Origin of the sequence: Nocardia araoensis NBRC 100135 (genome assembly GCF_000308435.1) — a bacterium.
GTDB lineage: Bacteria > Actinomycetota > Actinomycetes > Mycobacteriales > Mycobacteriaceae > Nocardia > Nocardia araoensis.
The window spans coordinates 53065-74260 of record NZ_BAFR01000218.1 but is presented as its reverse complement, the minus strand read 5'-3'; the positions used below and the strand labels follow the sequence as shown (position 1 = coordinate 74260).

General features: G+C 69.2%; 17 protein-coding genes and 1 riboswitch. Of the genes, 6 read left to right on the top strand and 11 right to left on the bottom strand.

Features of this window, described 5'->3' with window-relative positions:
- The 6 genes from ON21_RS38760 to ON21_RS29500 form a co-directional block, all read right to left on the bottom strand.
- The coding region (locus tag ON21_RS38760) for an FAD-binding protein (protein WP_157171006.1) at positions 1-164 on the bottom strand (164 nt) is incomplete at its 3' end.
- A 25-nt stretch (positions 165-189) separates the two neighbouring features.
- Entirely contained in the window at positions 190-1020 is an 831-nt protein-coding gene (gene sdhC, locus ON21_RS29520; protein ID WP_039803245.1) for a succinate dehydrogenase subunit SdhC, read from the bottom strand.
- 632 nt (positions 1021-1652) lie between these two features.
- Positions 1653-1940, bottom strand: a complete 288-nt coding sequence (locus tag ON21_RS29515) for an Rv0250c family protein (protein WP_039803243.1) — start codon at positions 1938-1940, stop codon at positions 1653-1655.
- 192 nt (positions 1941-2132) lie between these two features.
- Positions 2133-3089, bottom strand: a complete 957-nt coding sequence (locus ON21_RS29510; protein WP_039803297.1) for an alpha/beta fold hydrolase — start codon at positions 3087-3089, stop codon at positions 2133-2135.
- A gap of 347 nt (positions 3090-3436) precedes the next feature.
- Positions 3437-5392, bottom strand: coding sequence for an acyl-CoA dehydrogenase family protein (locus ON21_RS29505; RefSeq protein WP_039803241.1), 1956 nt, complete (start codon positions 5390-5392; stop codon positions 3437-3439).
- Positions 5393-5539: 147 nt separating this feature from the next.
- Positions 5540-6721 carry an ATP-binding protein gene (locus ON21_RS29500; protein ID WP_039803239.1) on the bottom strand — a complete coding sequence of 394 codons (1182 nt, stop codon included), beginning with the start codon at positions 6719-6721 and terminating at the stop codon, positions 5540-5542.
- A gap of 167 nt (positions 6722-6888) precedes the next feature.
- Here ON21_RS29500 and ON21_RS29495 point away from each other — a divergent pair, with 167 nt between their 5' ends.
- The 3 genes from ON21_RS29495 to ON21_RS29485 all read left to right on the top strand — a co-directional run bounded on the left by ON21_RS29495 (position 6889) and on the right by ON21_RS29485 (position 8618).
- Positions 6889-7146 (top strand): hypothetical protein, encoded by a 258-nt coding sequence (locus ON21_RS29495; RefSeq protein ID WP_039803295.1) that lies wholly within the window; start codon positions 6889-6891, stop codon positions 7144-7146.
- A gap of 219 nt (positions 7147-7365) precedes the next feature.
- Positions 7366-7535: riboswitch (cyclic di-AMP (ydaO/yuaA leader) on the top strand.
- Between the two features lie 78 nt (positions 7536-7613).
- A complete protein-coding gene (locus ON21_RS29490; RefSeq protein WP_051021466.1) occupies positions 7614-8210 on the top strand; it encodes a C40 family peptidase in 597 nt (198 codons plus the stop codon).
- Positions 8211-8213: 3 nt separating this feature from the next.
- Positions 8214-8618, top strand: coding sequence for an RNA-binding S4 domain-containing protein (locus tag ON21_RS29485; protein WP_245562784.1), 405 nt, complete (start codon positions 8214-8216; stop codon positions 8616-8618).
- A 21-nt stretch (positions 8619-8639) separates the two neighbouring features.
- Here the strand turns inward: ON21_RS29485 and ON21_RS29480 are convergent, their stop codons facing one another.
- Genes ON21_RS29480 through ON21_RS29470 form a run of 3 tightly spaced genes read right to left on the bottom strand, consistent with a single transcriptional unit; the run spans position 8640 to position 15816 of the window.
- The gene (locus ON21_RS29480) at positions 8640-10469 is read right to left on the bottom strand and encodes a fatty acyl-AMP ligase (protein WP_039803235.1); all 1830 of its coding nucleotides are present in this window, start codon (positions 10467-10469) and stop codon (positions 8640-8642) included.
- On the bottom strand, positions 10466-15523 hold the full coding sequence (locus ON21_RS29475; RefSeq protein ID WP_039803234.1) for a type I polyketide synthase: 5058 nt from the start codon (positions 15521-15523) through the stop codon (positions 10466-10468). Before ON21_RS29475 ends, ON21_RS29480 begins: the two co-directional genes overlap by 4 nt.
- Entirely contained in the window at positions 15520-15816 is a 297-nt protein-coding gene (locus ON21_RS29470; RefSeq protein ID WP_051021465.1) for an acyl carrier protein, read from the bottom strand. The genes ON21_RS29475 and ON21_RS29470 overlap by 4 nt, the downstream gene beginning before the upstream one ends.
- A gap of 151 nt (positions 15817-15967) precedes the next feature.
- On the opposite strand from ON21_RS29470, the gene ON21_RS29465 reads away from it, so the two are divergent.
- Positions 15968-16939, top strand: a complete 972-nt coding sequence (locus ON21_RS29465) for an MBL fold metallo-hydrolase (protein ID WP_174372225.1) — start codon at positions 15968-15970, stop codon at positions 16937-16939.
- A 6-nt stretch (positions 16940-16945) separates the two neighbouring features.
- Here the strand turns inward: ON21_RS29465 and ON21_RS29460 are convergent, their stop codons facing one another.
- The gene (locus ON21_RS29460) at positions 16946-17923 is read right to left on the bottom strand and encodes an NAD(P)H-dependent flavin oxidoreductase (RefSeq protein ID WP_174372224.1); all 978 of its coding nucleotides are present in this window, start codon (positions 17921-17923) and stop codon (positions 16946-16948) included.
- A gap of 342 nt (positions 17924-18265) precedes the next feature.
- Here ON21_RS29460 and fadD5 point away from each other — a divergent pair, with 342 nt between their 5' ends.
- On the top strand, positions 18266-19837 hold the full coding sequence (fadD5, locus tag ON21_RS29455) for a fatty-acid--CoA ligase FadD5 (RefSeq protein ID WP_039803285.1): 1572 nt from the start codon (positions 18266-18268) through the stop codon (positions 19835-19837).
- A 68-nt stretch (positions 19838-19905) separates the two neighbouring features.
- Positions 19906-20508 (top strand): cysteine hydrolase family protein, encoded by a 603-nt coding sequence (locus tag ON21_RS29450; RefSeq protein WP_039803232.1) that lies wholly within the window; start codon positions 19906-19908, stop codon positions 20506-20508.
- Between the two features lie 46 nt (positions 20509-20554).
- Here ON21_RS29450 and ON21_RS36115 read toward each other — a convergent pair whose 3' ends face one another.
- The gene (locus tag ON21_RS36115) at positions 20555-21130 is read right to left on the bottom strand and encodes a TetR/AcrR family transcriptional regulator (protein WP_063821151.1); all 576 of its coding nucleotides are present in this window, start codon (positions 21128-21130) and stop codon (positions 20555-20557) included.
- Between the last annotated feature and the right edge of the window lie 66 nt (positions 21131-21196).

The following is a 21196-nucleotide window of genomic DNA, read 5'->3' as shown; positions in this document are numbered from 1 at the left end:
GCGCAGCCGCCTTCGGCCATCACGGTGTGCGCCTTGCCGAACAGCGACTTGCACACCACCGCGACGGACAGGCCGTGCTCCCTGGCTTCGATGACCGCCCGCAGTCCGGCGCCGCCCGCTCCGATCACGACGACGTCGTAGTTGTGCCGTTCCACTTCTGCCATGCAGAGAAACTCCTCGATGAGGCGGTCAGTCGATGAACCGCAGGTCCGAAATCGTTTGGCTGGCAACCAACATGACGTAGAAGTCGGTCAGCACGAGCGTGCCGAGGGTGGTCCAGGCCAGTGCCATGTGCCGGGTGTTCAGTTTGGAGACCTGGGTCCAGAACCAGTAGCGCACCGGATGCGCGGAGAAGTTCTTGAGCCGTCCGCCCGCGATATGCCTGCACGAGTGGCACGACAGCGTGTAGGCCCACAGCAGGATCACGTTGACCAGCAGCACGATATTGCCGACGCCGAAACCGAATCCGCCGGTCTTGCCGTGGAAGGCGACGATGGCGTCGTAGGTGTTGATCAGCGAAACCACCACGGCCACATAGAAGAAGTAGCGGTGCGCGTTCTGGACGATCAGCGGCAGCCTGGTCTCGCCGGTGTACTTGGCGTGCGGCTCGGCAACGGCGCAGGCGGGCGGGGAGAACCACACCGACCGGTAGTAGGCCTTGCGGTAGTAGTAGCAGGTCAGGCGGAAGCCGAGCAGGAAGGGCAGCACCACGAAGCCGAGCGGCAGGATCGCGGGTAGATCGCCGAAGGGGGTGCCGAAGTGGCTGGAGCCCTCGACGCAGGAAGTGCTCAGGCACGGTGAGTAGAACGGGGTCAGGTAGTGGTAGTCCGGAACCCAATATGCCGTGCGCACATACGATCTGATCGTCGCGTAGATGACGAACGCGGCGAGCCCGAGCACCGTGACGAGTGGGGGGATCCACCATCGGTCGGTGCGCAACGTGCGATCCGAGATTCGGGCCCTTGTTCTGCTGAATACGCCGGTGCCCGCTTCGGGGGCGGCGGTCGGTGCGGCACTCACAGGTGGATGCCTCGCTGATCTTGTGTGCGGGTGGTCATCGTTACCTCCGCAATCGAATGTGATGCTGAGCACCATACGACACGCGCGCTATTGATCGAGCGGGGTCTCGACAAACCCGCCCCGCCGTCAACTGTATGATTTGCGCCACATCGGGGAGGCCTCACGTTCCCCTGCATCGAGTTACGGGCCAACCGGACTTTTCGAAGTCGGCGGGAGTGAAACGAGTTTCGAGCAGGCGAAACGCGAGTGCCCGGAATTGCCTCTTCAACTGTTGTGCGAAGGCGAAGAATCGCGCATTCGGCGCGGTAACCAGCGAGATCGTTTCAGGTGGAAGCCCCGCCGGTGCGCGGGGTGCGACTCGACTGCCGCGCTCGGATCGAGGCGGACGGTACCTCCATCACGCCCGGTATTCGGCCGGTGCCTGCGCACCATGACGAGTCGCCGCACGAACTGTCATGCGGAGGGCCGGTGCGGGTCCGGCAGGCCATCGCGCTCGGTGCGGTCACGGCGCCGTCGTGCTCTGCGCGATCGCCCGGTCGCCGATGCGCGGCGGGAACTCGGTCACATGGAGGCCCGCCGACTCGGCGGGCATGCGGCAACGCGATGGGCGGCTCGCGCCGCCCACCCGGGGACTACGTCGTCCGCGGACGGGAGTGGAAGCCCAACCCCTCGTCCTGTGCGCCCATCCACGCGGCCTCGTCGGACTTGCTGTCCGGCACGTAGATGACGTCCTGCGCTCGGTGCCGCACCTCGGGCGGCGGTGACTGCTCGAGCTCGTCGGCGTCGATGACGAGGCGCTCGAGGTCGTTCTCCAACCGCCGCACCGTGCTGGCGTCGCCGTACTGGGTGCGGAGTACGCCGATGGATTGCCGGAGCTGGCCGACCGCGTAGCGTAGTTCCGCGAATTCGCTGCGAGTCATCAATACCTCCTGAATTCCCTGGCGGACATGCGAACTCGGTGCCGAGATGCGCGGTTGCCCGTTTGCCTTGGACCGCGCTGCACCGAGCCGTGTGACCCACCACACAACGTGATCTACAACACAGTACCGAAAGAATTCGATCCTGGCTCGTGCGAGGTCGAAATCTGATGGTTGCCGATCGATAGCTGAAGGTCAGCCCGCGGCGGCGTACCCGGCCTCCGAGCGCGCCGCGGCGAATGCCCGCTCGGCGAGTCCGACGATGGACGAAGCGACCTCTTCGGCCCGTTCGAGCAGCACGCTGTGCCCGGCGCCTTCCAGCCGGATCAGTTCGGAACCGGCCAGCTGAGAGGCCAGTGCCACCGAGTGCGCGAAGGGGAAGATGAGGTCCGCCGAGCCCGCCAGCACCAGTGTGGGGATGGCGCCGAGGCGATGCAGGGTCGCCGTCTCGTCGAAGGTGATCAGCGAGTGCAGGAACCCGGCCATGGTCAGTAGCGGGGTGTCGTTCAGCATCGCGGTGGCCAGCGCGGCCATCCGCGGGTTCGCCTTCTTGGTGCCGAATTCGGCCTCGCGGAGGATCGGCGTGAACAGGCGACGGGTCAGCTGCCTGGACGCCTGCAGCATCCGCGGGGCGTGTGTGACGGCCGCTTGCAGCGAGTTCACTGCCCGTCGGTTCAGCAGGCGCGCCAGCCCGACCTCGGTGATTCCGGCAGCCGCGCCCGCGAGCAATCCGACGCCTGCGACCCGCGTGCCGACGGCCTCCGGGTAGAGCCGGGCGTGGGCGAGCACGACCATCGCGCCCATCGAGTGGCCGATCAGGAGCACCGGACCGGCCGGCGCGACCGTCCGCAATACGGCGTCCAGGTCGTGACCGAGCTGCTCGATGGTGTAGGTCGACGGATGCGCCACCCCGGATTCGCCGTGGCCGCGGTGGTCGTAGAACACCATCCTGGTGTCGTCTCCCCACTGCCGCAGCAGGTGCTCGCGCATGGAGGTCCAGGATTCGGCGCGCAGGCAGTGGCCGTGCACGAAGACGACGGTCGCGACGGCGTCGTCGGCGCCGAACACGCGCACCGCGAGCGGAACACCGTCTCCGGCCGACACCGTGACGCGATGGCCGTCGTGATCGGCGGCGCGGCGGGCGATGGTCATCGACATGGCACCCTCCTGTGGGCGGGGCGCATGTTCGGCGCCTCTTGCCCAGTTGTCGGACTGGATTTCCGCGCCGTTAACCGGCCACACCCGCCGTTACGCACACGTTGTCCAACCGAGGCTGCCGGTCGATCAGGCTGTCGCCTCCGTATGTACAGGAAAATCTACGAAACGATTGGCCGAAGACTAGATTCCTTTAGATTGCCTTGATCGCGGTTCGGCCGACCCCACTCGCGCGGCCTGCGAGGAAAATCTGCGGTTCTCTAGGAGAATCCCAAGATCGGCGAATAGTTCGCGAGCGACCGCCCGCCGCACGCTGGCCGGGCGTGCGGCGGGTCCGCTGCCGCTCAGGCCTCCGCGCGAGTCCGCGTGGACGGCAGGAACGGACGCAGCAGGTTCTCCTCGGTGGACGGGCCCATCTGCCACTCCGCGATCCATGGGCCGGTGCCCTCGCTGGGGTCGAGCACGCCCTCCTCCAGCCATTCGTAGCGGCCGTCGAGCACACCTCGGGTCAGGGTGCGGTCGTCATCGTCGGTGTTCTCCCACAGCGCGTCGAACAACTCACGCACGCGCAGCCGCGACTGCCTACAGAAGGTGTCCGCCAGCTCTTCGGCCGCCTTTCCCTCCGGCGCGCCCGCGGCGCGCAACGCGTGGGCCCGCACGCAGGCAGCCGACATCGCGAACAGCTCGGCGCCGATGTCGACGATCCGGCCGAGGAAGTTCTGCCGGTACTCCAGGCCCGCTTGCCAGCGGCCCATCGCGTACATCAGCGACCTGGCCTGCTTGCGCGCACTGCGCTCGACGAATCGCAAATGCCTGGCCAGCACCCCGAATTCGGTGTACGCCGCGGGTACCGTACCCGCTCCGACCGCGAGCTGCGGGAACCACTTGGCGTAGAACCCCGTCGCGCCGACCGCGGCCTTCGCCTTGTCTTTGAACTCGGCCTTGCGGTCGACCAGCGCGCCCGCGGCCGCCATGTGCGCGTCGGCCATCTCCCTGGCGATCAACAGCCGCATGATCTCGCTGGAGCCTTCGAAGATGCGGTTGATCCGCAGATCGCGCACCAACTGTTCGGCGGGGACGGCCCGTTCGCCCCGCGCGGCCAGTGAAGCCGCCGTCTCGTAGCCGCGGCCACCGCGGATCTGCACGAGCTCGTCGGCGATCCGGCAGCTCATCTCGCTGGCCCACAGTTTGGCCAGCGCCGCTTCGATCCGGATGTCGTTGCGGCCCTCGTCGGACATGGTGGCCGACAGATCGAGCGCCGCCTCCAGCGCGAACGTGGTCGCCGCGATGAACGCGATCTTCTGGCCGACGGCCGCGTGCTCGCCGACCGGCCTGCCCCACTGCACCCGCTGGGTGCTCCACTCCCGCGCGATCTTCAACGACCACTTGGCGGCGGCGGTGCACAACGCGGGGATGGCGAGCCTGCCCGCGTTCAGGGTGGTGAGCGCGATCTTGAGGCCGTCGCCCTCGCGGCCGATCAAGTTGCGCTTGGGTACCCGGACGTTGTGCATCCGGGTCAGGCCGTTCTCGATGCCGCGCAAGCCCATGAACGAGTTGCGCCGCTCCACGGTGATGCCCGGTGAGTCGGCTTCGACCACGAACGCCGAGATGCCGCCGCGGTGCCCCTCGCTCTTGGGCACGCGCGCCATCACCACCAGCAGCTCGGCGACCACGCCGTTGGTCGTCCACAGCTTCACGCCGTTGAGCACGTAGGCCTCGCCGTCTTCGGTCGGCGTCGCGGTGCTGGCCATCCTGGCCGGGTCGGAGCCCACATCGGGCTCGGTGAGCAGGAACGCGCTCACCGCCCCGGCCGCGCAGCGGGGCAGGAATTCGGCTTTCTGCTCGTCGGTGCCCGCCAGTTTGAGCGGTTCCGGCACTCCGATGGACTGATGCGCGGAGAGCAGGACGCCGAGGCTCGGGTGCGTCGAGCCGACCAGCATCAGCGCTCGGTTGTAGCCGTACTGGGAAAGCCCCTGGCCGCCATACGATTGTGGGATCTTCAAGCCGAAGCAACCGACTTCGGCCAAGCCCTTGACGTACTCGTCCGGGATCCGGCTCTCCGCTTCGATCACCGACCCGTCCATGGACTCGCACAGCGTCCGGAGCCGGGACAGGAACGCCTCGGTGCGCTCGGTCTCTTCGGGGCCGGGCTGTGGATACGGATGGATCAGATCGAGCCGGAACCGTCCCAGGAACATCTCCTTGGCGAAGGACGGCTTGGCCCAGCTCGTTTCGCGGGACTCCTCGACCAGTGCGCGGGCCTGTTCTTCGGTGGCGTCGACTTTCGCGGCTGTCGCCATGATGTCCTCCCTCGGACGTGATCAGGATCACATCCGAGTGTAGGAGGGTTTGTTACTCATCGGTAGGCCTGCTGGTCGAGAGAAATCTACGAATATCTATTGATCTTGAAAGAGAAGCGAATAGTCGGCAACCGCCGCGTGCGGGGCTCAGACCGAGCGCAGATAGCGGCCGAAGTGCGGCACCGTGAATCCGATCGTGCCGCGCTCGGCCGAATAGATGAGACCTTTCTTGATCAGGCCGTCGCGGGCGGGCGACAGCGAAGCCGGCTTGCGGCCGAGTTCGTTGGCCACCGCGGCGGTCGCCACCGGGCCGTCGTCACCGGAGAGGTCCGCCATGGCGCGCATGTATTCGCGTTCCGCGGGTGTAGCCCGCTCGTAACGGGAGCCGAAGAATCCGACCGCCAGTTCCTCCTCGGCGGCGGGCGAGGCCACCTCGACATCCTCGGCCGTGATCGGACTCTCCGGCGCCTGATCCCACGCGGCCTTGCCGTACGCCTGCACGAAATACGGGTAGCCATCGGCCTTGCTGTACAGCGCGTCCAACGCCTCGTCGGTGAACTTCACGTCTTCACGCTGGGCGGGCGCGATCAGCGCTTGGTCGGCCGATTCCCGGTCCAAGCGGTCGATGCGGTGATAGCTGAATAGTCGCTCCGAATAGCTCTTCGAGGCGGACAGTACGGCGGGCAGGTGTGGCAGGCCCGCGCCGACCACGATCAGCGGCGCGGCGTCCTGGCTCAGCTCGTGGCACGCGCCGCAGATCGCGGAGATGTCGGCGGGCCCGAGATCCTGCATCTCGTCGATGAAGATCGCGATGCCGACGCCGATGTCACCGGCCAGCGCCGCCGCCTCGACCAGCAGTTCCACCAGGTCGATCTCGATGTCACCGGAATCGGCCCTGCCGCTCACCGCCGGTACGTCGATGCCGGGTTGCCAGCGTTCCCGCATGCCCTTGTCCGCGGTGGCTCGCAGCGCGAAAGCCTTGAGGATGCCGAGGAAGTCGTCCACTCGTTCCGGATTGCGGTGCGCCGTGGCGATCGCCCGCGCCGCCATGTGCAGCGCCGAGGACAGCGGGCGGCGCAGTTCCTGGTCCGGGCGCGCCTCGATCTTGCCGGTGCCCCAGCCGCGCGATATCGCGGCCGAGCGAAGCTGGTTGAGCAGCACCGTCTTTCCGACGCCGCGCAGGCCGGTGAGCATGACGCTGCGTTCCGGCCGACCACGCGCGACGCGTTCGAGCACGATGTCGAAAGCCGTGAGTTGCTTGTCGCGCCCGGCCAATTCGGGCGGGCGCTGTCCCGCCCCGGGGGCATACGGATTCCGCACGGGGTCCATGCCCCGACACCGTAGCGCGTTTCGTCGGGATAATCTGGGTACGTCTACGGCGTGTTCTAGAAAGCCCTAGCGTTTCGTAGGGCACTATTGCTCTCGCCGCCGGTTCGCCAGGCTGGTGGCGGTTCGCCAGAATGGTCGCGCGGCACGCAGCGCGGGAACGGAGGGGCATGTCCGACGAACCACCTCTCGCCGGCCTCGCCGAAGTCGTCGGGTCCTGGAACGTTCCGGCGGGCGCCACGGTGGCCGAACGCATCCGGTCCAACATCCTCGTCGCGATCGAACGCGGCTACGACGATCCCCAATTGGTCGCCGATCTCGCGGTGGGCCCGCTGGTCATGGCGCTCGGCAAGCTGGAGGTCGAGCTGGCGGAAGCGCGCCGCAGGATCGACGAGCTCGAGCGCGCGGTGCACGGGACGCGGCGCTGAGCCGAGTGGTGGACAGGCCCGGCGTTCTCCGTTCGGTGACCTCGCGACCGCTCGGTGAGATCGGTTCGTGACCTTTCCCGGCGGCCGTTTCCCACCGATCGAAGCGGCGTTCCCGCTGTGATCGAAAAGATGCAGCTCTGTGCGCTGGACAACATCGCGTCGGCACCGTAATCTCTTCGTGACTTAGTGGAACCAGTCGCTTCGTAAGAGAAACGGCGCCACTAGTTACCGCCTTAACGGCTGTCGGGGCCAACTGGTCTCGGCTGCTGTGCCGGGGACCCACAGGTTCGTCTGGGGTGAATCCTCGAGGCCGATTCCGGTCGCGAGGTAGGGCCGATCTCCCGGCCCGAACCCGTCAGCTAACCCGGTCGGCGGGAGAGCAGCAAGATCGGAGACGTAGCTCGGTGGGTAAACACAGCTTGCAACGGGATTCTCGGGTTCCGAATTCCGTCAAGGGTGCGATTGTCATGGGTGCGGTGGCCGCGACCGGCGCCATGCCCGCGATTCCGGCCATGGCCGCGACCATCAACGTTCCCGGTGTCGGCAATTTCGACGTTCCGCAGGAGTGGGAACAGCCGGTCCAGCAGCTCAATCAGCAGATCCAGCAGGCGCTCGCGGCCGTTCCCGCCGCCCCCGCCCAGGCGCCGCAAGAGGTCGCTCCCCAGGCGCCCAACTTCGCGCCCATGCTGCCGGGCCTGTTCGGTCAGCAGCAGAACAACTCCCCGGGCGACATCGCCCTCGACGCCGCCAAGAGCAAGGTCGGCGCCCAGTACTCCTGGGGCGCGGCGGGTCCCCGTTCCTTCGACTGCTCCGGCCTCGTCCAGTGGGCGTTCCGCCAGGCGGGTGTCGAGCTGCCCCGCACCAGCTTCGAGCAGTCGCACGTCGGCGCTCCGGTCGCCTACAACGAGCTGAAGCCGGGTGACATCGTCATCACCAACGGCGGCGGTCACGTCGGCATCTACGCAGGTGACAACAAGCTGCTCAACGCGGTGCAGACGGGTACGCCGGTGTCCTACACGCCGCTGCGCCCCGACATGGTGGTCACCGCACGCCGTATCGTCTAACGAGTGGCCCGCGCCGAATCCGGCATCCAGAGCACCGCGACCCAGGCCCGCGTCGATTCGTGGACCTGGGCGGTGCGCCTGTTCAAGACCAGATCGGCCGCCGCCGAGGCATGTCGTGGCGGGCACGTTCGGGTGAACGGCGCTACGGCCAAGCCCGCGCAGCCGGTGCGTCCCGGTGACGAGGTGCGCGTCCGCGTCGGCGGTATCGAGCGCATTGTCATCGTGGAGCGGATCGTCACCAAGCGCGTCGGCGCCCCGTTCGCCGCGCAATGCCTGATCGATCGCAGTCCGCCCCCTCCCCCGCGCGAAATCCTGGCGAGTATGCCCCGCCGCGACCGCGGCGCGGGACGGCCGACCAAGCGTGAGCGCCGCGAGACCGATCGGCTCATGGGTCGAGACGAGCACTGAGCGAAAGCCGGCGACCCCCGGTCAGATCATGGCCACCGGACCGAGGTGGCCCGCCAGATAACGCGCCCTGCACTCGCCGCGGCGGAGCTTTCCGCTGCTGGTCTTGGGAATTCGTCCTGGCTCCACGAGCAGTACCGCACGGGGCATCACCTCGTGGGTCGACGCGACCGCGGTGCGGATGCGCCGGGCCATGGCGAACAGGTCGATCGGCTCCCGGCCCTCGACCGTGCCGAGTTCGGCGACCACGACCAGGTCTTCGCGCAACCCGTCGTCGTGCCCGAACGCCGTCACGTGACCGGGCCGGACCTCGGGGGCGCATGTTTGTACCGTCGCCTCGATGTCGGCGGGATAGTGATTGCGTCCGTCCACCACGATGACGTCTTTGCGGCGGCCTGCGATGTAGAGCTGGCCCTCGTACCGGAACCCGAGATCGCCGGTGCGCAGCCAGCGGGCGGCGCTTCCCGGCAGAGTGGCGCCGAATATCTCCGCCGTGGCATCCGGCCGGCCGAAATATCCGTCGCACACATTGTCTCCGGCCGCCCAGATCTCGCCGACGCGTCCGGCGGGCAGCACGGTCCCGGTCTCCGGATCGACGATCCGCAGTTGCTGTCCGGCCGGTGCGCCGCAGCCGACCAGCGGCACGCCATCCGAAGATCCCGCCGCATCTTCGGGCAGCGCGACCGCGCGTCCTTCCGACAGTGCGGCCCGGTCGAAACGGTGCCATACCGGGTTCTCGCGCTGGTCGCAGACGGTGACCGTGAGGGTGGCCTCGGCCAGGCCGAAGCCAGGGGTGTGCGCGTGATGGCGGAAACCGTAAGGGGCGAAGGTCGCGGTGAACTCCTCGAGTGCGTCGGCGCGGACCGGCTCCGAGCCGTTGAGCACGAGGTCCAATCCGGACAGGTCCAGCCCGGCCCGCTCGGCGGGGACGGTGCCGGACACCGCGAGTTTCAGTCCGAAATTGGGGCATCCCGTGGTGCCGGCGCGGTAGTCGGCGATCGCGCGCAGCCAGCGGATGGGGCGCTTCACGAACTCCGCCGGGGCCAGCGTGATGCCGTGCACGCCCAGGAACAGCGGCAGCGAAAGGCCGAGGATCAGACCCATGTCGTGAAAGAACGGCAGCCAGGTCACGATCGGCCGATCGTCCGCGACCGACACGGCATGCCCGAGTTGCGTCAACGCCGTGGCGATATTCTCGTGGGTGACCCGTACGCCGGCGGGAGACTTCGTCGATCCGGAGGTGTACTGGAGATAGGCCAGCTCGTCGCGCACCGGATCGATGACCGCTGAATCCGTGACCGGCCGAGTGCCGGGCGCGACGAACCGCGTCGCCAGTGATCCCGCCATCGGATCGGCCGCGTTCGCCGTCGCCATCGCGATGTGCGCGGCCGAATCCTGTTCGGGCCGTGATGGATTCGCAGGCAAGGTGAGTGCGCGGCCCAGGGCGGCGCCCAGCATCGGCGCAGTGATCTCGTCGTGCGCGGAGAGCAGGCTGAGCGTGGGCCGGGCATCGGCAAGGACGGCGTGCAGGCGGCCGCGGTTGCGTGCGCCCGCGGCCGGGAACAGCGGCACCGCGACCCGATTGCTGTACAGGCAGGCGAGAAAAGCCACCGCGTAATCGATGCCGTGCGCGCAGAGGATGCCCACCCGGTCGCCGGGCGCGCTTTCCTGCCGCAGTCGTGCGGCCAGCGCGCCCGCCGCGGCATGCAGGCGCGCGTAGGTCAGCGTGACGGGCTTGCGCTCCTGGAGGCGGAACCGCAGTTCGGTGAAAGCGGGCTCGTCCGGCCGGGTGGCGGCCCACGCGGCCACCGATGTCGCGAGACCATTCCCCGCCGGGTGGTCGCCGTGGCTCACGTGGGGTCTCCGGTGCTCGCGGTGACCCGGTCCAGCAGGGCGGCGCCGAGGGCGGTGATGGTGGGGTGCTTGAACAACTCGGCGGTCGCGATGCGGACACGCAGTCGCGATTCCAGGTTTCGTCGCATTTCGATCGCGAGCAGCGAGCTGAGCCCGAGGTCGTTGAAGTCGGCCGCGGGGTCGATGCGCTCGGCGGGCAGATCGAGCGTGCTCGCCAGGACCCGGCGGATCGTCGTGGTCAGCGGTTCGACGGGCTCGGGCGGGCGCTCGCTCGTCGTGACCGGGCTGGACGCGGGGCCGGAACGAGCCACGGGCACGAGCAGGTTCGTCAAGCGCATCGCGATCGGGGAAGTATCGGCCGTCGGCGTATGCTCCAGCGCCAGTAAGTAAGGGCCGTCATAGCGCAGGACCTGGGACAGTACGGCGCTTCCTCCTGGCAAGTCGAACGCGCCGATGCCCGCTCGCCGCAGGTGGTTCGCGCCGCCTGCCGCAGCGGCGAGGCCGGCATCCCAGAGGCCCCAGCCGATGCTGAGGATCCGTCGGCCCGGATCACGCTGTGCGAGCGCGTCCATCGCCGCGTTGGCGGCGGCGTACGCGGCCTGCCCCGGCGCACCGAGGGCACCGGTGGCCGAGGAGAACAGCAGCACGAAGTCGGTGTCGTCGGTCGCGGTGAGTTCGATCAGATTGCCCGCCGCGGTGGATTTGGGCAGGAACGTCCTGGCCAGCTGGCCCGCGGTGACCGCGTCGAACCCGGCGTCCTCCAGCACGCCCGCCGCGTGCACGACGCCGCGGATCACCGAGTCGGAGGCTCGGATGTCGCTGAGCGCGTTGGCCAGGTCGTCGCGGTCGGCGGCATCGCAGCGCACCACGACGATGCGGTCCTCCAAGCCGTCGAGCAGCGCGGGTACCGGGCGCGGCGCCCGGGTCAGCACCACCACGTCGCGCGCGCCCGCATCGAGCAACCAGCGCACGGCGACCGAGCCGAGCGTGCCCAGCCCGCCGGTGACGACGTATGTTCCGCTCGCGTCGACGCCGACGGCGGGCACGGCACGCGGGCGCGCCGGCGGGAAGCGCCGCACGGCGATCTCGCCCGCCGACAGGCGCAGTTCGTCCGGAACCGCGCTGTCGGTGGTCGTCACCAGACGAGTGAGCAGCGGCAGGTTCCTGGGATCGAGATCGGCCCAGACCAGGCGCACCGGGCGACCCGTCTCCAGTTGGAGCGAACGCACCAGCCCGGCGATGGCCGCTGCGACGACCGAAGCCGCCACGGCGGGCTCGTCGGGCCGCGGAAGCGCGCGGTTCTCCCGCGGCAGCACGACCGTCACGGTGGCGGTGGTGTCGTGCGCGCAGATCAGTTGCAGCAGTTCGAGCACACGACCGGAGGCAGCCGCGGGGTTCTTGCCCTCGCTCATGCCGGAACCGGTGGGCCAGATGGCGACTACGGCGTGGCCGCTCCGCCCGGCCAGTACCGCGCCGACGAGCGGGCTCGCGTCGTCCGGCTCCCGCGCGATCCGTTCGGTCGGCAGTTCGGCGTCCAGCGCGCGAGCGAGCCGGACGGCGAGGTCGGAGGCGCCGACCACCACCGCGCGCCGCACGCGGGTCTCGGATGCGTCGCCGAGCCCGAGCGAACCGGGATCACGCGACTCCCAGGCCTCCTGGCGGAAAAGAGCGTTGCGCGTCTCGTGTTCGGCAGGCGCCGCGCGAAGGGCGACGAGCCCCTCCTCGTCGGCGGGGTCGGCGTAGCGAATGTGCACACCGCAGAGGGCCAGACAGGGCACGCCGTGCTGATCGGTCGCGATGACGTCGCCGATCAGTCCGGTGTCGGCGCGCTCGCGGACCAATGCGTGTACCTCGAGTACGTGGCGATTCGGTTCGTGTGACAGCCAGGCCGAGTCGATGCCGATCGGCAGCGGTATCGACGTCGCGGGCAATTCGTCGAACGCCGCAGCGGCGAGCACGTGCAGGCAGCCGTCCAGCGTTGCGGTGCGATGCAATTCGGCGGCGTCGAACAGGCCGAGCGCCCGTCCGGTGCCCGCGGCGACGCCGCGCAGCGTGCGGAACCGGGGACCGTACTCCAGCCGCCTGCGGCGCAATTCCTGGTAGAAGACGCCGGTGGTGATGACGCGCATGTGATGCCTGGCGGCCCGATTTGCGTCGACCACCCGCATCCATGCGACGATATCCGCGGGTGTGGGGTCACCGGCGGGCCGGGCCGAAGCCAGCGTTCCGGTGCCCGTGACCTCCGCCCGTACGCTTTCCTCCGTTCCCGGCCCGCGATAGACGACCTCGGGCAGGGCGCTCGGATCGGTCCTCTCGTGCACGGCGAAGTCGGCCAGGGTGGCCGTACCCGCGGTGTCCCTGGCGACGTGCAGCAGCCTCCGCAGCCAGAAGACGGCGGGCACGATGTTGTCGCCTTGCACCACATGATGCGCCAGATCCTCGGCGGCGAAGGCGGATTCGGGGACGTGCGCGCTCGCGGGCCCGGCCACCAGCAGCGGGAATTTCCGCTTGCGCCACCGCCGCGGCGCGGGCGTGCCGTAGGGGCCGAGCGCGGACCAGTCGACCGGCCGCCCCTCCAGGTACAGCCCGGCCACGCCGGTGAGGAAGCCGCGGGCCTCGTCGTCGCGCAGCGCCACGGCATGCGTGCCGTCGCGGAAGTCCGGGTACTCCCGCACCGCCGTGAGCAATACCGGATGCGGCCCGATCTCCACCACGGTGGCGATGCCGTCTTCGGCCGCGTGCTCCAGTGCGGCCGCCAGTTCCACCGTGCCCGCGGCATTCTCCGCCCAGTAGTCGCGGTCCATGGCGGCGGTGGTGAGTTTCGCGCCGCGCCGCGCCGTCGAATACACCGGCAGGCGCGGCGTCAGCGGGGTGATCTCGGTCAACGCCGTGACGAAAGGCGCGAGCACGGTGGTGACCTGCGGGCTGTGTGCGGCGAAGTCGACCGCGAGCCTGCGCGCGAACATGTTGCGGCGGTTCGCGCGCCGCACCAGCGTGTCGATGTAGCGCGGTGTGCCGGACACGACCACCGACCTCGGGCCGTTGATCGCGGCCACGGCCACTTCGGACCGCATCGGCTCCACGAGTTTGGCCGCTTCGTCCGGGGCCGCCTCCAGCACCGCCATCGCGCCGCGCCCGTCCAGATGCGCCAGCGTCGCGCTGCGGAGCACCACCACGCGCGCCGCGTCCGCGAGGGTCAGCGCACCGCTCACCGCCGCCGCCGCGACCTCGCCGAGACTGTGGCCCGCCACCGCGTCGGGACGGATCCCCCAGGCCGCCAGCAATTTCACCAGTGCCACCTGGAACGCGAACAACGCGGGCTGCACCAGATCGGTGGTCTGCGCCTCGCCCGCGGAGGTGAAACCGTGACGCGGCGTCCAGACCCGCGGTCCGCCCGCCGTCACGATCGCGTCGGTCGCCTCGGCGAGTGCGGCGGCGAAGACCGGATACCGCGCCGCCAGCGCGCGGCCCATCTTCGGATGCTGGCCGCCTTGACCGGAGAACAGGAACAACAGCCCGCCGCGGCGGCGGTTCGTCACGGGTCCCAGCGCCGCGTCGGTGTCGCCGCGGCCGAGCGTGCGCAGCCGGTGCACCGCGTCGGCGGGATCGTGCGCCAGGATCGCGGCACGGGTCGGCTCGGGCAGCGCTCGGGCCGCCGCGGCGGCCGATTCGGGCAAAGACGCCCGATCCACTTCGTCGGCCAGTCGCAACGCGCGCTCGCGCAGTTCCTCGTCGTCGCGTGCGGTGAGCGGCAGCAGTATCGGGAAGTGCGCGTCGAGTTCGGGCCGCGGCTGCGCGACGCCGCGGAGCACGAGGTGCGCGATCGTGCCGCCGAATCCGAACGAGCTGACGCCGGCCACGCGCTCCGGCGCGGCGACCCGGCTCCAGTCCACCGGCTCGGTGGGCACGCGCAGGCCGCGCTCGGCCAAGTGCAGCAGTGGATGCTCGGTGTGCACGTTGATGGTCGGGGCGATCACCCCGTTGTGGATGGACAGGGCGGTCTTCACCATCCCGGTGATTCCGGCGGCGGCCTCCAGGTGCCCGATATTGGACTTCACCGAACCGATCCAGATCGGATCGTCCGCGCCGTCGCCGAGCGCGGCGGCGAGCGCGCCGACCTCCACCGCGTCGCCCAGAGGCGTTCCGGTGCCGTGACATTCGATGTAGCCCGCGCTGCTCGGCGTGCGCCCGGCCCGCGACCACGCGGCGCGCAACGTGTCCTGCTGCGCGCGGCCGTTCGGCGCGTACAGGCCGTTCGAGCGCCCGTCGGATCCGACGGCGGTTCCGACGATCTCCGCGTACACCCGGTTTCCCTCGCGTACCGCGTCCGCGCTGCGTTGCAGCACCACCACGGCGCAGCCGTCGCCGCGGGTGTAGCCGTCCGCGGTGACGTCGAACGGCGTCGATCGTCCACCGGGCGACAGGAAGCCGCCCTCGGCCAAGTAGTTCGACGTGTGTTCCAGCAACACGAGATTGACGCCGCCCACGATGGCGAACGGGACGGCGCCGTCGGCGAGCAGCCGGACCGCGAGGTCCACCGCGGCGAGCGAGGACGAGCAGGCGCTGTCGAGTACCAGGCTCGGGCCGTGCAGGTCGAGCACGTACGACAACCGATTGGCGATGATGCTGAGCGCCGACCCGGTCACCGCGTAGGGGGCGTCGTGCCCCGCCCGGCCGAGCACCGCGATGCCGTGGTCGTACCCCGACGCGCCGAAGACGACGGCCGCGCCGGAACCCAGCGTGCGATAGCCGATCCCGGCGTCGTCGATCGCCTCGACCGCGACTTCCAGCGCGAGCCGCTGCTGCGGATCCATCACCGCGGCCTCGCGGTCGGAGATGGCGAACCAGTCGTTGTCGAAGGACTCGACATCCGCCAGGTACCCGCCGCGCCGCGAGCCCAGCCGCCCCGCGGGCGGGGTGGACGTGGCGTCTCCGCCCGCGAGCAACAGCTGCCAGAACTCGGCGACGCTCGCCGCTCCCGGCAGGCGGCAGCCGATGCCGATGATGGAGACGGGGGGATGCGAGCCGACGGGATCAGTAGCCGCGCTGCTCATCGCATCGCGAGATACTCGACAAGCTGTTCGATGTCCGGATGGTCGTAGATCGCGGTGAGCGGAACTTCGACTCCCATGGCGTCCTCGAGGTGGGCGGTCAGCCTCGCGAGCTGAGTGGAACCGAGGCCGAGATCGGTAAAGGGTGAGTTGGTCGACACCGAGGCGGCGTCGACGCCTAGTAGATCCGCTACGGCAAGGACGGCGGCGCAAGTGAGCGCGGTGCGTCGGCTATTGCCGAGCGAACCGTCGTGTTCCGGTGCACCACTGTGCCCGTCCGGAAGACCGGGCCGCATCGCGTCCTCCCTCCCCGTCTCCCCGGCTGCTGTTACCGCCCGAGAACGGTACCCCCGCGATTATGCCGCAGAAACCGCCCGGAGCAACGTCGCATATCCGCTGCCAGCCCAGCTCTTTCGCGAACCGGCGGTGATCACATACCGTGGCACCGTGACCGAACCGGACAGCGGTGCCGCCACCCGTGCCGAGCGCACGCCGACTCTGCCCACCCTGCTGCGCTGCTGCGCCGCGCTTGCGGCCACGCCGGGCCGGTTGTTGCGGCCGCGTCGCCCCGATGCCGCCCTGCTGGCGAACCTCGAAGCGCTGCCGCCGCCGCCCGCGAGCGCCGCGGTCCGCCTGACCGTGCTCACCCAGGCCACCATGTCCGCGCCCACCACCATCGTGGCCGAGGGCGTGCGCAGCCTGCGGGAGATGCGGCTGTCGATGGCGGCGTTCCTGGTCGAGCATCCGAAGGCGCGCTTCCTGGTCGATCCCGCCCTGTGCGCGGGCGTGCACGATCGCGTGCTGCCCGAACTGCCGTTTCCGGTTCCGCTGCTCGTCGCGCCGGACAAGCCGGTGCTCGGGCTGTCCGACGCGCTCGCCGCGCACGACATCGCGGGCGCGGACATCGATTTCGTGGTGCCGACCCACCTGCACTGGGATCATGTCTCCGGCCTGCTGGAGCTGCCCGCCTCGGTGGAGATCCGGTTGCCCGCGGTCGAGTACGAGTGGGCGCTGGGCGGTCCGCACGCACCGGCCGGTGTGGCGCGCGGTCCGCTGCGTGGGCGCAGTTTCGACCGCTTCGAGCTGGACGGACCGCCGGTGCTGACCTTCCCGCGCAGCAAAGACCTCTTCGGCGACGGCTCCGTGCTGCTGGTCGATCTCGCGGGCCACACGCCGGGCAGCATCGGCGTGCTGCTCGCGGTGGACGACGGCAGCCGCGTACTTTTCGCGGGCGACGCCGTCTGGAGCAAGTTGCAGGTGGAGCTGCTGCGGGAGAAGGCGCCGATGCCCGGCAAGCTGTTCGACGCCGACCGGGACGCCGCCTTCACCACGATCCACCGCCTGCACGCGCTGCCCGACGGCATCGAACTCGTCGCGAGCCACGACTACGCGGCCGTCACCGCCCGCGCGGCCAAGTAGCCCGGATCAGCCGACCACGACGGTTTCGGCCAGCCGGGCCGTGATCAGCTGCTCGGCCTCGGTGACCATCCGGCCGATCAACTCGGCGCAGGTCGGGATGTCGTGGATGAGGCCCTGGCACAGTCCGACCGACCAGATGCCCGCGTCCAGATCGCCTTCCTCGAACACCCGGCGGCCGCGCGCGCCCGCCACCAGATCCCGCACGTCGTCGAAGGTGCCGCCGGCCTTCTCGATCTCGACGACCTTGCGGCTGATCTCGTTGTCCGCAACCCGCGCCGTATTGCGCATGGTGCGGAAGATGAGCTGGGTGTCGCGCTCGGAGTTCGCGACGATCTTCTCCTTGACCTTCTGATCGATCGAGGACTCTCGCGTGCACAGGAACCGGGTGCCCATGTTGACGCCGTCCGCGCCGAGGGCCAGCGCGGCGACCAAGCCGCGCGCGTCGGCGATGCCGCCGGAGGCGATCATCGGGATGCTGAGTTCGCGTGCCGCGGCCGGGATGAGAACCAGGCCAGGAACGTCGTCCTCACCGGGATGGCCCGCGCATTCGAAGCCGTCGATGCTCACCCCGTCGACGCCGATCCGCTCGGCCTTCAGCGCATGCCGCACGCTGGTGCACTTGTGCAGCACCTTGATGCCCGCGTCCTTGTAGTAGGGCAGGAAGGGCTCCGGGTTGCTGCCCGCCGTTTCGACGATCTCGACGCCGCTGTCGATGATCGCCTGCACGTATTCCGCGTACGGCGGCGGGTTGATCGACGGCAGGATGGTGACGTTCACGCCGAACGGCTTGTCGGTGAGCTCCCTGGTGCGCGCGATCTCGCGGCGCAGGTCGTCCGGGGTCGGCTGGGTCAGGGCCGTGATGAAGCCGAGCCCGCCCGCGTTGGCGACGGCGGCGACGAGCTCGGCCCGCCCGACCCACATCATGCCGCCCTGCACGATCGGGTGCTCCACCCCGAACTTCTCGGTGAACCTGGTCCGCAGCATTGCGCTTCTCCTGTATCTCGCGCGGGCGTGCCGGTTCGCCCGTTGGGGTCGATGGTGACACGAGAATCGCCCTGCCTTCAACTCACAAGTGAGCCGAGGTTCGCATGTTCGACGATCTTCTTCGATCCCGTTTCCGCAGTCGCTCAGGTCGGTGCGAGATCAAATAGCCAGCTAGAAGACTTCCGAGCGGCCAAGGGGGCTGACCGGGACTGATTAACCCGGATTCATTCCGCAATCTCTTGCCGGGCATTTAAGTTAGTTGCTATTCTGCACGCGATTCAGCCCGTCGCCGCCGTCGGACAACCCGGCGGGCCGATGGCGGTCCGAGAGGAGTTCGTGGCAATGACCACCGGGGCAGCAGCGCTCGACGAGCCGATCAGGTCGCGGCGCAATCACTGGAACAACCAGATCGCCGTGCACGCGCAGATGCGCCCGGACGCGGTCGCGATCCGGTTCCGCGGCGTGGACACGACCTGGCGGCAGTTGCACGAGCGCTCGCTGAAGTTCGCCGACGGACTGGCGCGGCGGGGCGTCGGCTTCGGCGACCGGGTGTTGATCCTGGCGCTGAACTACCCGGAATACCTCGAGGCCGTGTTCGGCATCAACGCGCTGGGCGCGATCGCGGTCCCGGTCAACTTCCGGCTCACGCCGCCGGAGGTCGCCTACATCGTCGGTGACAGCGGAGCCAAGGCGGTCGTCACCGACACCGTGCTGCAGCCGCTGGCCGCCGCCGTGCGGGCGCAGGCGCCGGCCCTGGAGACCCTCGTCGTGATCGGCGGCGCGTCGGCCGACGGCGCGGTTGGCTACGACGACCTGATCGCCGAAACAGGCGAGCCGCACACCCCGCTCGACATCCCCGAGGACACCCCCAGCCTCATCATGTACACCTCGGGCACCACCGGCAGCCCGAAGGGCGCGGTCCTGACCTACGCGAACATGAACGCTCAGGCGCTGACCTGCATCCGGGCGCTGGCGCTTGAACCGGACTCGATCGGACTGTGCACCTCGCCCCTGTTCCACATCGCCGGCCTCGGCAGCCTCGCACCGGCCTTCATGCTCGGCTCGAAGACGGTGCTGCATCCGCTCGGCGCCTTCGACGCCGGTGAGTTCCTGGACGCGCTGGAGGCCGAGCAGGCGACCTCTGCGTTCTGCGTGCCCGCGCAGTGGCAGCTGGTGTGCGACCACCCGACGGTGAAGGATCGCAAGCTCGCGCTGGAGGTACTCAGCTGGGGCGCCGCGCCCGCCTCCGACACCGTGCTGCGCGCGATGGCCGAGTGCTTCCCGAATTCCTTCAACGTCGCGGTGTTCGGGCAGACGGAGATGTCGCCGATCACCTGCGTGCTGGAAGGCAAGGACGCCATCCGCAAGCTCGGCTCGGTCGGCAAGGTGATCCCCACCATCCAGGCGCGCATCGTCGACGACGAGATGAACGACGTCGCGCCCGGCGAGGTGGGCGAGATCGTCTATCGCGGCCCGACGCTCATGCAGGGCTACTGGAACAAGCCGGAGGCCACCGCTGAGGCGTTCGCGGGCGGCTGGTTCCACTCCGGCGACCTGGTCCGCCAGGACGAAGAGGGCTTCATCTACGTGGTAGACCGCAAGAAGGACATGATCATCTCCGGCGGCGAGAACATCTACTGCGCCGAGGTGGAGAACGTCCTGTTCGCGCACCCGAAGATCCGGGAGGCCGCGGTGGTGGGTCGCGCTCACGAGAAGTGGGGCGAGGTGCCGGTCGCGGTGGTCGCCCTGCACAACGCGGACGACGAATTGACCTTGGAAGAGCTGGAACCGTTCCTCAACGAGAACCTGGCGCGCTACAAGCACCCCAAGGAGCTGGTGCTGCTGCCCGAGCTGCCGCGCAACGCGAGCGGCAAGGTGGTCAAAGTCCAGTTGCGCAAGGATTATTCGTCCTGAGCGCACGGTGCGTTCGGTTTCACGTGAATCGGACAATGCACGCGCGCGTGGATGCGTAAGGTCGTCGCATGGCGATCCGACGCATCCGCGCCGCCGTGCTGGCGCTGCACTGGCAAGTGAATGTCATTCGGCCGGAGGGCTTCTTCGGTCCCATGCTGGCCGAACCGGTGGCAGCTTCGGGCGTGGTGGCGCGGGCGACCGAGTTCCACGCCGCGGCACTCGCGGCACGACTGCCGGTGGTCTTCACCCGGTTCACCATTCCGCTCGGCGAGGGGGAGCTGGTGCGCAACACCGGATTCATGCGTTCGGTCGGCGCGGCGCAGACCGAGTTCCGGCCGGATGCACCAGGCGCCGCGCTCATTCCGGAGATGGCGGCACAGCCGACGGAAGTCTTCGACAACCAGAAACTCTCCGGCCTGGCGGGCAGCAAGCTGCCGGAGTGGTTGGCCGATCAAGGGATCGAGACGCTCTTCCTCACGGGCGTCGCCACCAATCTGACCGTCGAGCAGACCGCACGGCACGGCACGGATCTCGGTTTCACCGTGCACCCGGTAGCCGACTGCGTGGCCGCCGCCATTCAGGAAGCGCACGAGGCCGCGCTGGCCAACCTCGAACTCGTCACGGCGGGCAGCGTGCGCGCCGCGGATGCGCTGGAACTGATCAGCGGCTGACCGCCCTTCGCCGGAGAATCGCCAACGCACCGGCCGGCTCGGAGAGTCAGTCGCGCGCCCGTCCGGTCAACCCGGGACCGATCAAGCGGATCACCTGCTGGTACGCCGCTTCGGCCGAGAGCGGTGGATGTCCTTCGGCGATCGCGCCGAGCAGGCCGACGACGCCCCAGGACAGGAAGGTCACGGTGGTCGCGAACTCGTCCTCCGGCATCGTCAGCCGGGCGCGCAGCCGCTCGGCCAGGATCTGCGCGACCATCACCCGCGTGGTGCGCAGCAGCACGGTGCCGCTCTTGCGGCCGAGCAGGGCGCGGTAGATCTCGGGGTGACCGGCGGCCAGCTCGAACAGCGTGCGCACCGGCGCGAGCGGTTCGGCAGCGTGAGCCTCCGTCTCCGCCGCGGCCATGGCCGCGCGCAGGTAGTCGGTGCTACTGCGCAGCAGCAGATCGTCTTTGTCCCGGTAGTGCGCGTAGAACGTCGACCGCCCGACGTCCGCCCGATCCAGGATGTCGCGGACGGTGATCCGGTCGTAGACGCCTTCGACCATGAGCTCGATCAGCGCCCGGTGCAGCGCTGCCCTGGTGCGCCGGACCCGGCGATCGGCGTTGTCCTGTTCTTCCGGCACGGTGCCTCCCGGACAAATGTCTCGTACGCGTCCGGTTACGGACGGTTTCCGTGACATTGATCCTGG

What these genes read in the sequence shown, in the direction of transcription:
- ON21_RS29490 (WP_051021466.1), top strand. Translation starts at nt 7,614, where the DNA reads ATGGGTGCGGTGGCCGCGACCGGCGCCATGCCCGCGATTCCGGCCATG.
- ON21_RS29495 (WP_039803295.1), top strand. Translation starts at nt 6,889, where the DNA reads ATGTCCGACGAACCACCTCTCGCCGGCCTCGCCGAAGTCGTCGGGTCC.
- ON21_RS29450 (WP_039803232.1), top strand. Translation starts at nt 19,906, where the DNA reads ATGGCGATCCGACGCATCCGCGCCGCCGTGCTGGCGCTGCACTGGCAA.
- ON21_RS29460 (WP_174372224.1), bottom strand. Translation starts at nt 17,923, where the DNA reads ATGCTGCGGACCAGGTTCACCGAGAAGTTCGGGGTGGAGCACCCGATC.
- ON21_RS29515 (WP_039803243.1), bottom strand. Translation starts at nt 1,940, where the DNA reads ATGACTCGCAGCGAATTCGCGGAACTACGCTACGCGGTCGGCCAGCTC.
- ON21_RS29500 (WP_039803239.1), bottom strand. Translation starts at nt 6,721, where the DNA reads ATGGACCCCGTGCGGAATCCGTATGCCCCCGGGGCGGGACAGCGCCCG.
- ON21_RS29475 (WP_039803234.1), bottom strand. Translation starts at nt 15,523, where the DNA reads ATGAGCAGCGCGGCTACTGATCCCGTCGGCTCGCATCCCCCCGTCTCC.
- ON21_RS29505 (WP_039803241.1), bottom strand. Translation starts at nt 5,392, where the DNA reads ATGGCGACAGCCGCGAAAGTCGACGCCACCGAAGAACAGGCCCGCGCA.
- ON21_RS29470 (WP_051021465.1), bottom strand. Translation starts at nt 15,816, where the DNA reads ATGCGGCCCGGTCTTCCGGACGGGCACAGTGGTGCACCGGAACACGAC.
- ON21_RS29510 (WP_039803297.1), bottom strand. Translation starts at nt 3,089, where the DNA reads ATGACCATCGCCCGCCGCGCCGCCGATCACGACGGCCATCGCGTCACG.
- fadD5 (WP_039803285.1), top strand. Translation starts at nt 18,266, where the DNA reads ATGACCACCGGGGCAGCAGCGCTCGACGAGCCGATCAGGTCGCGGCGC.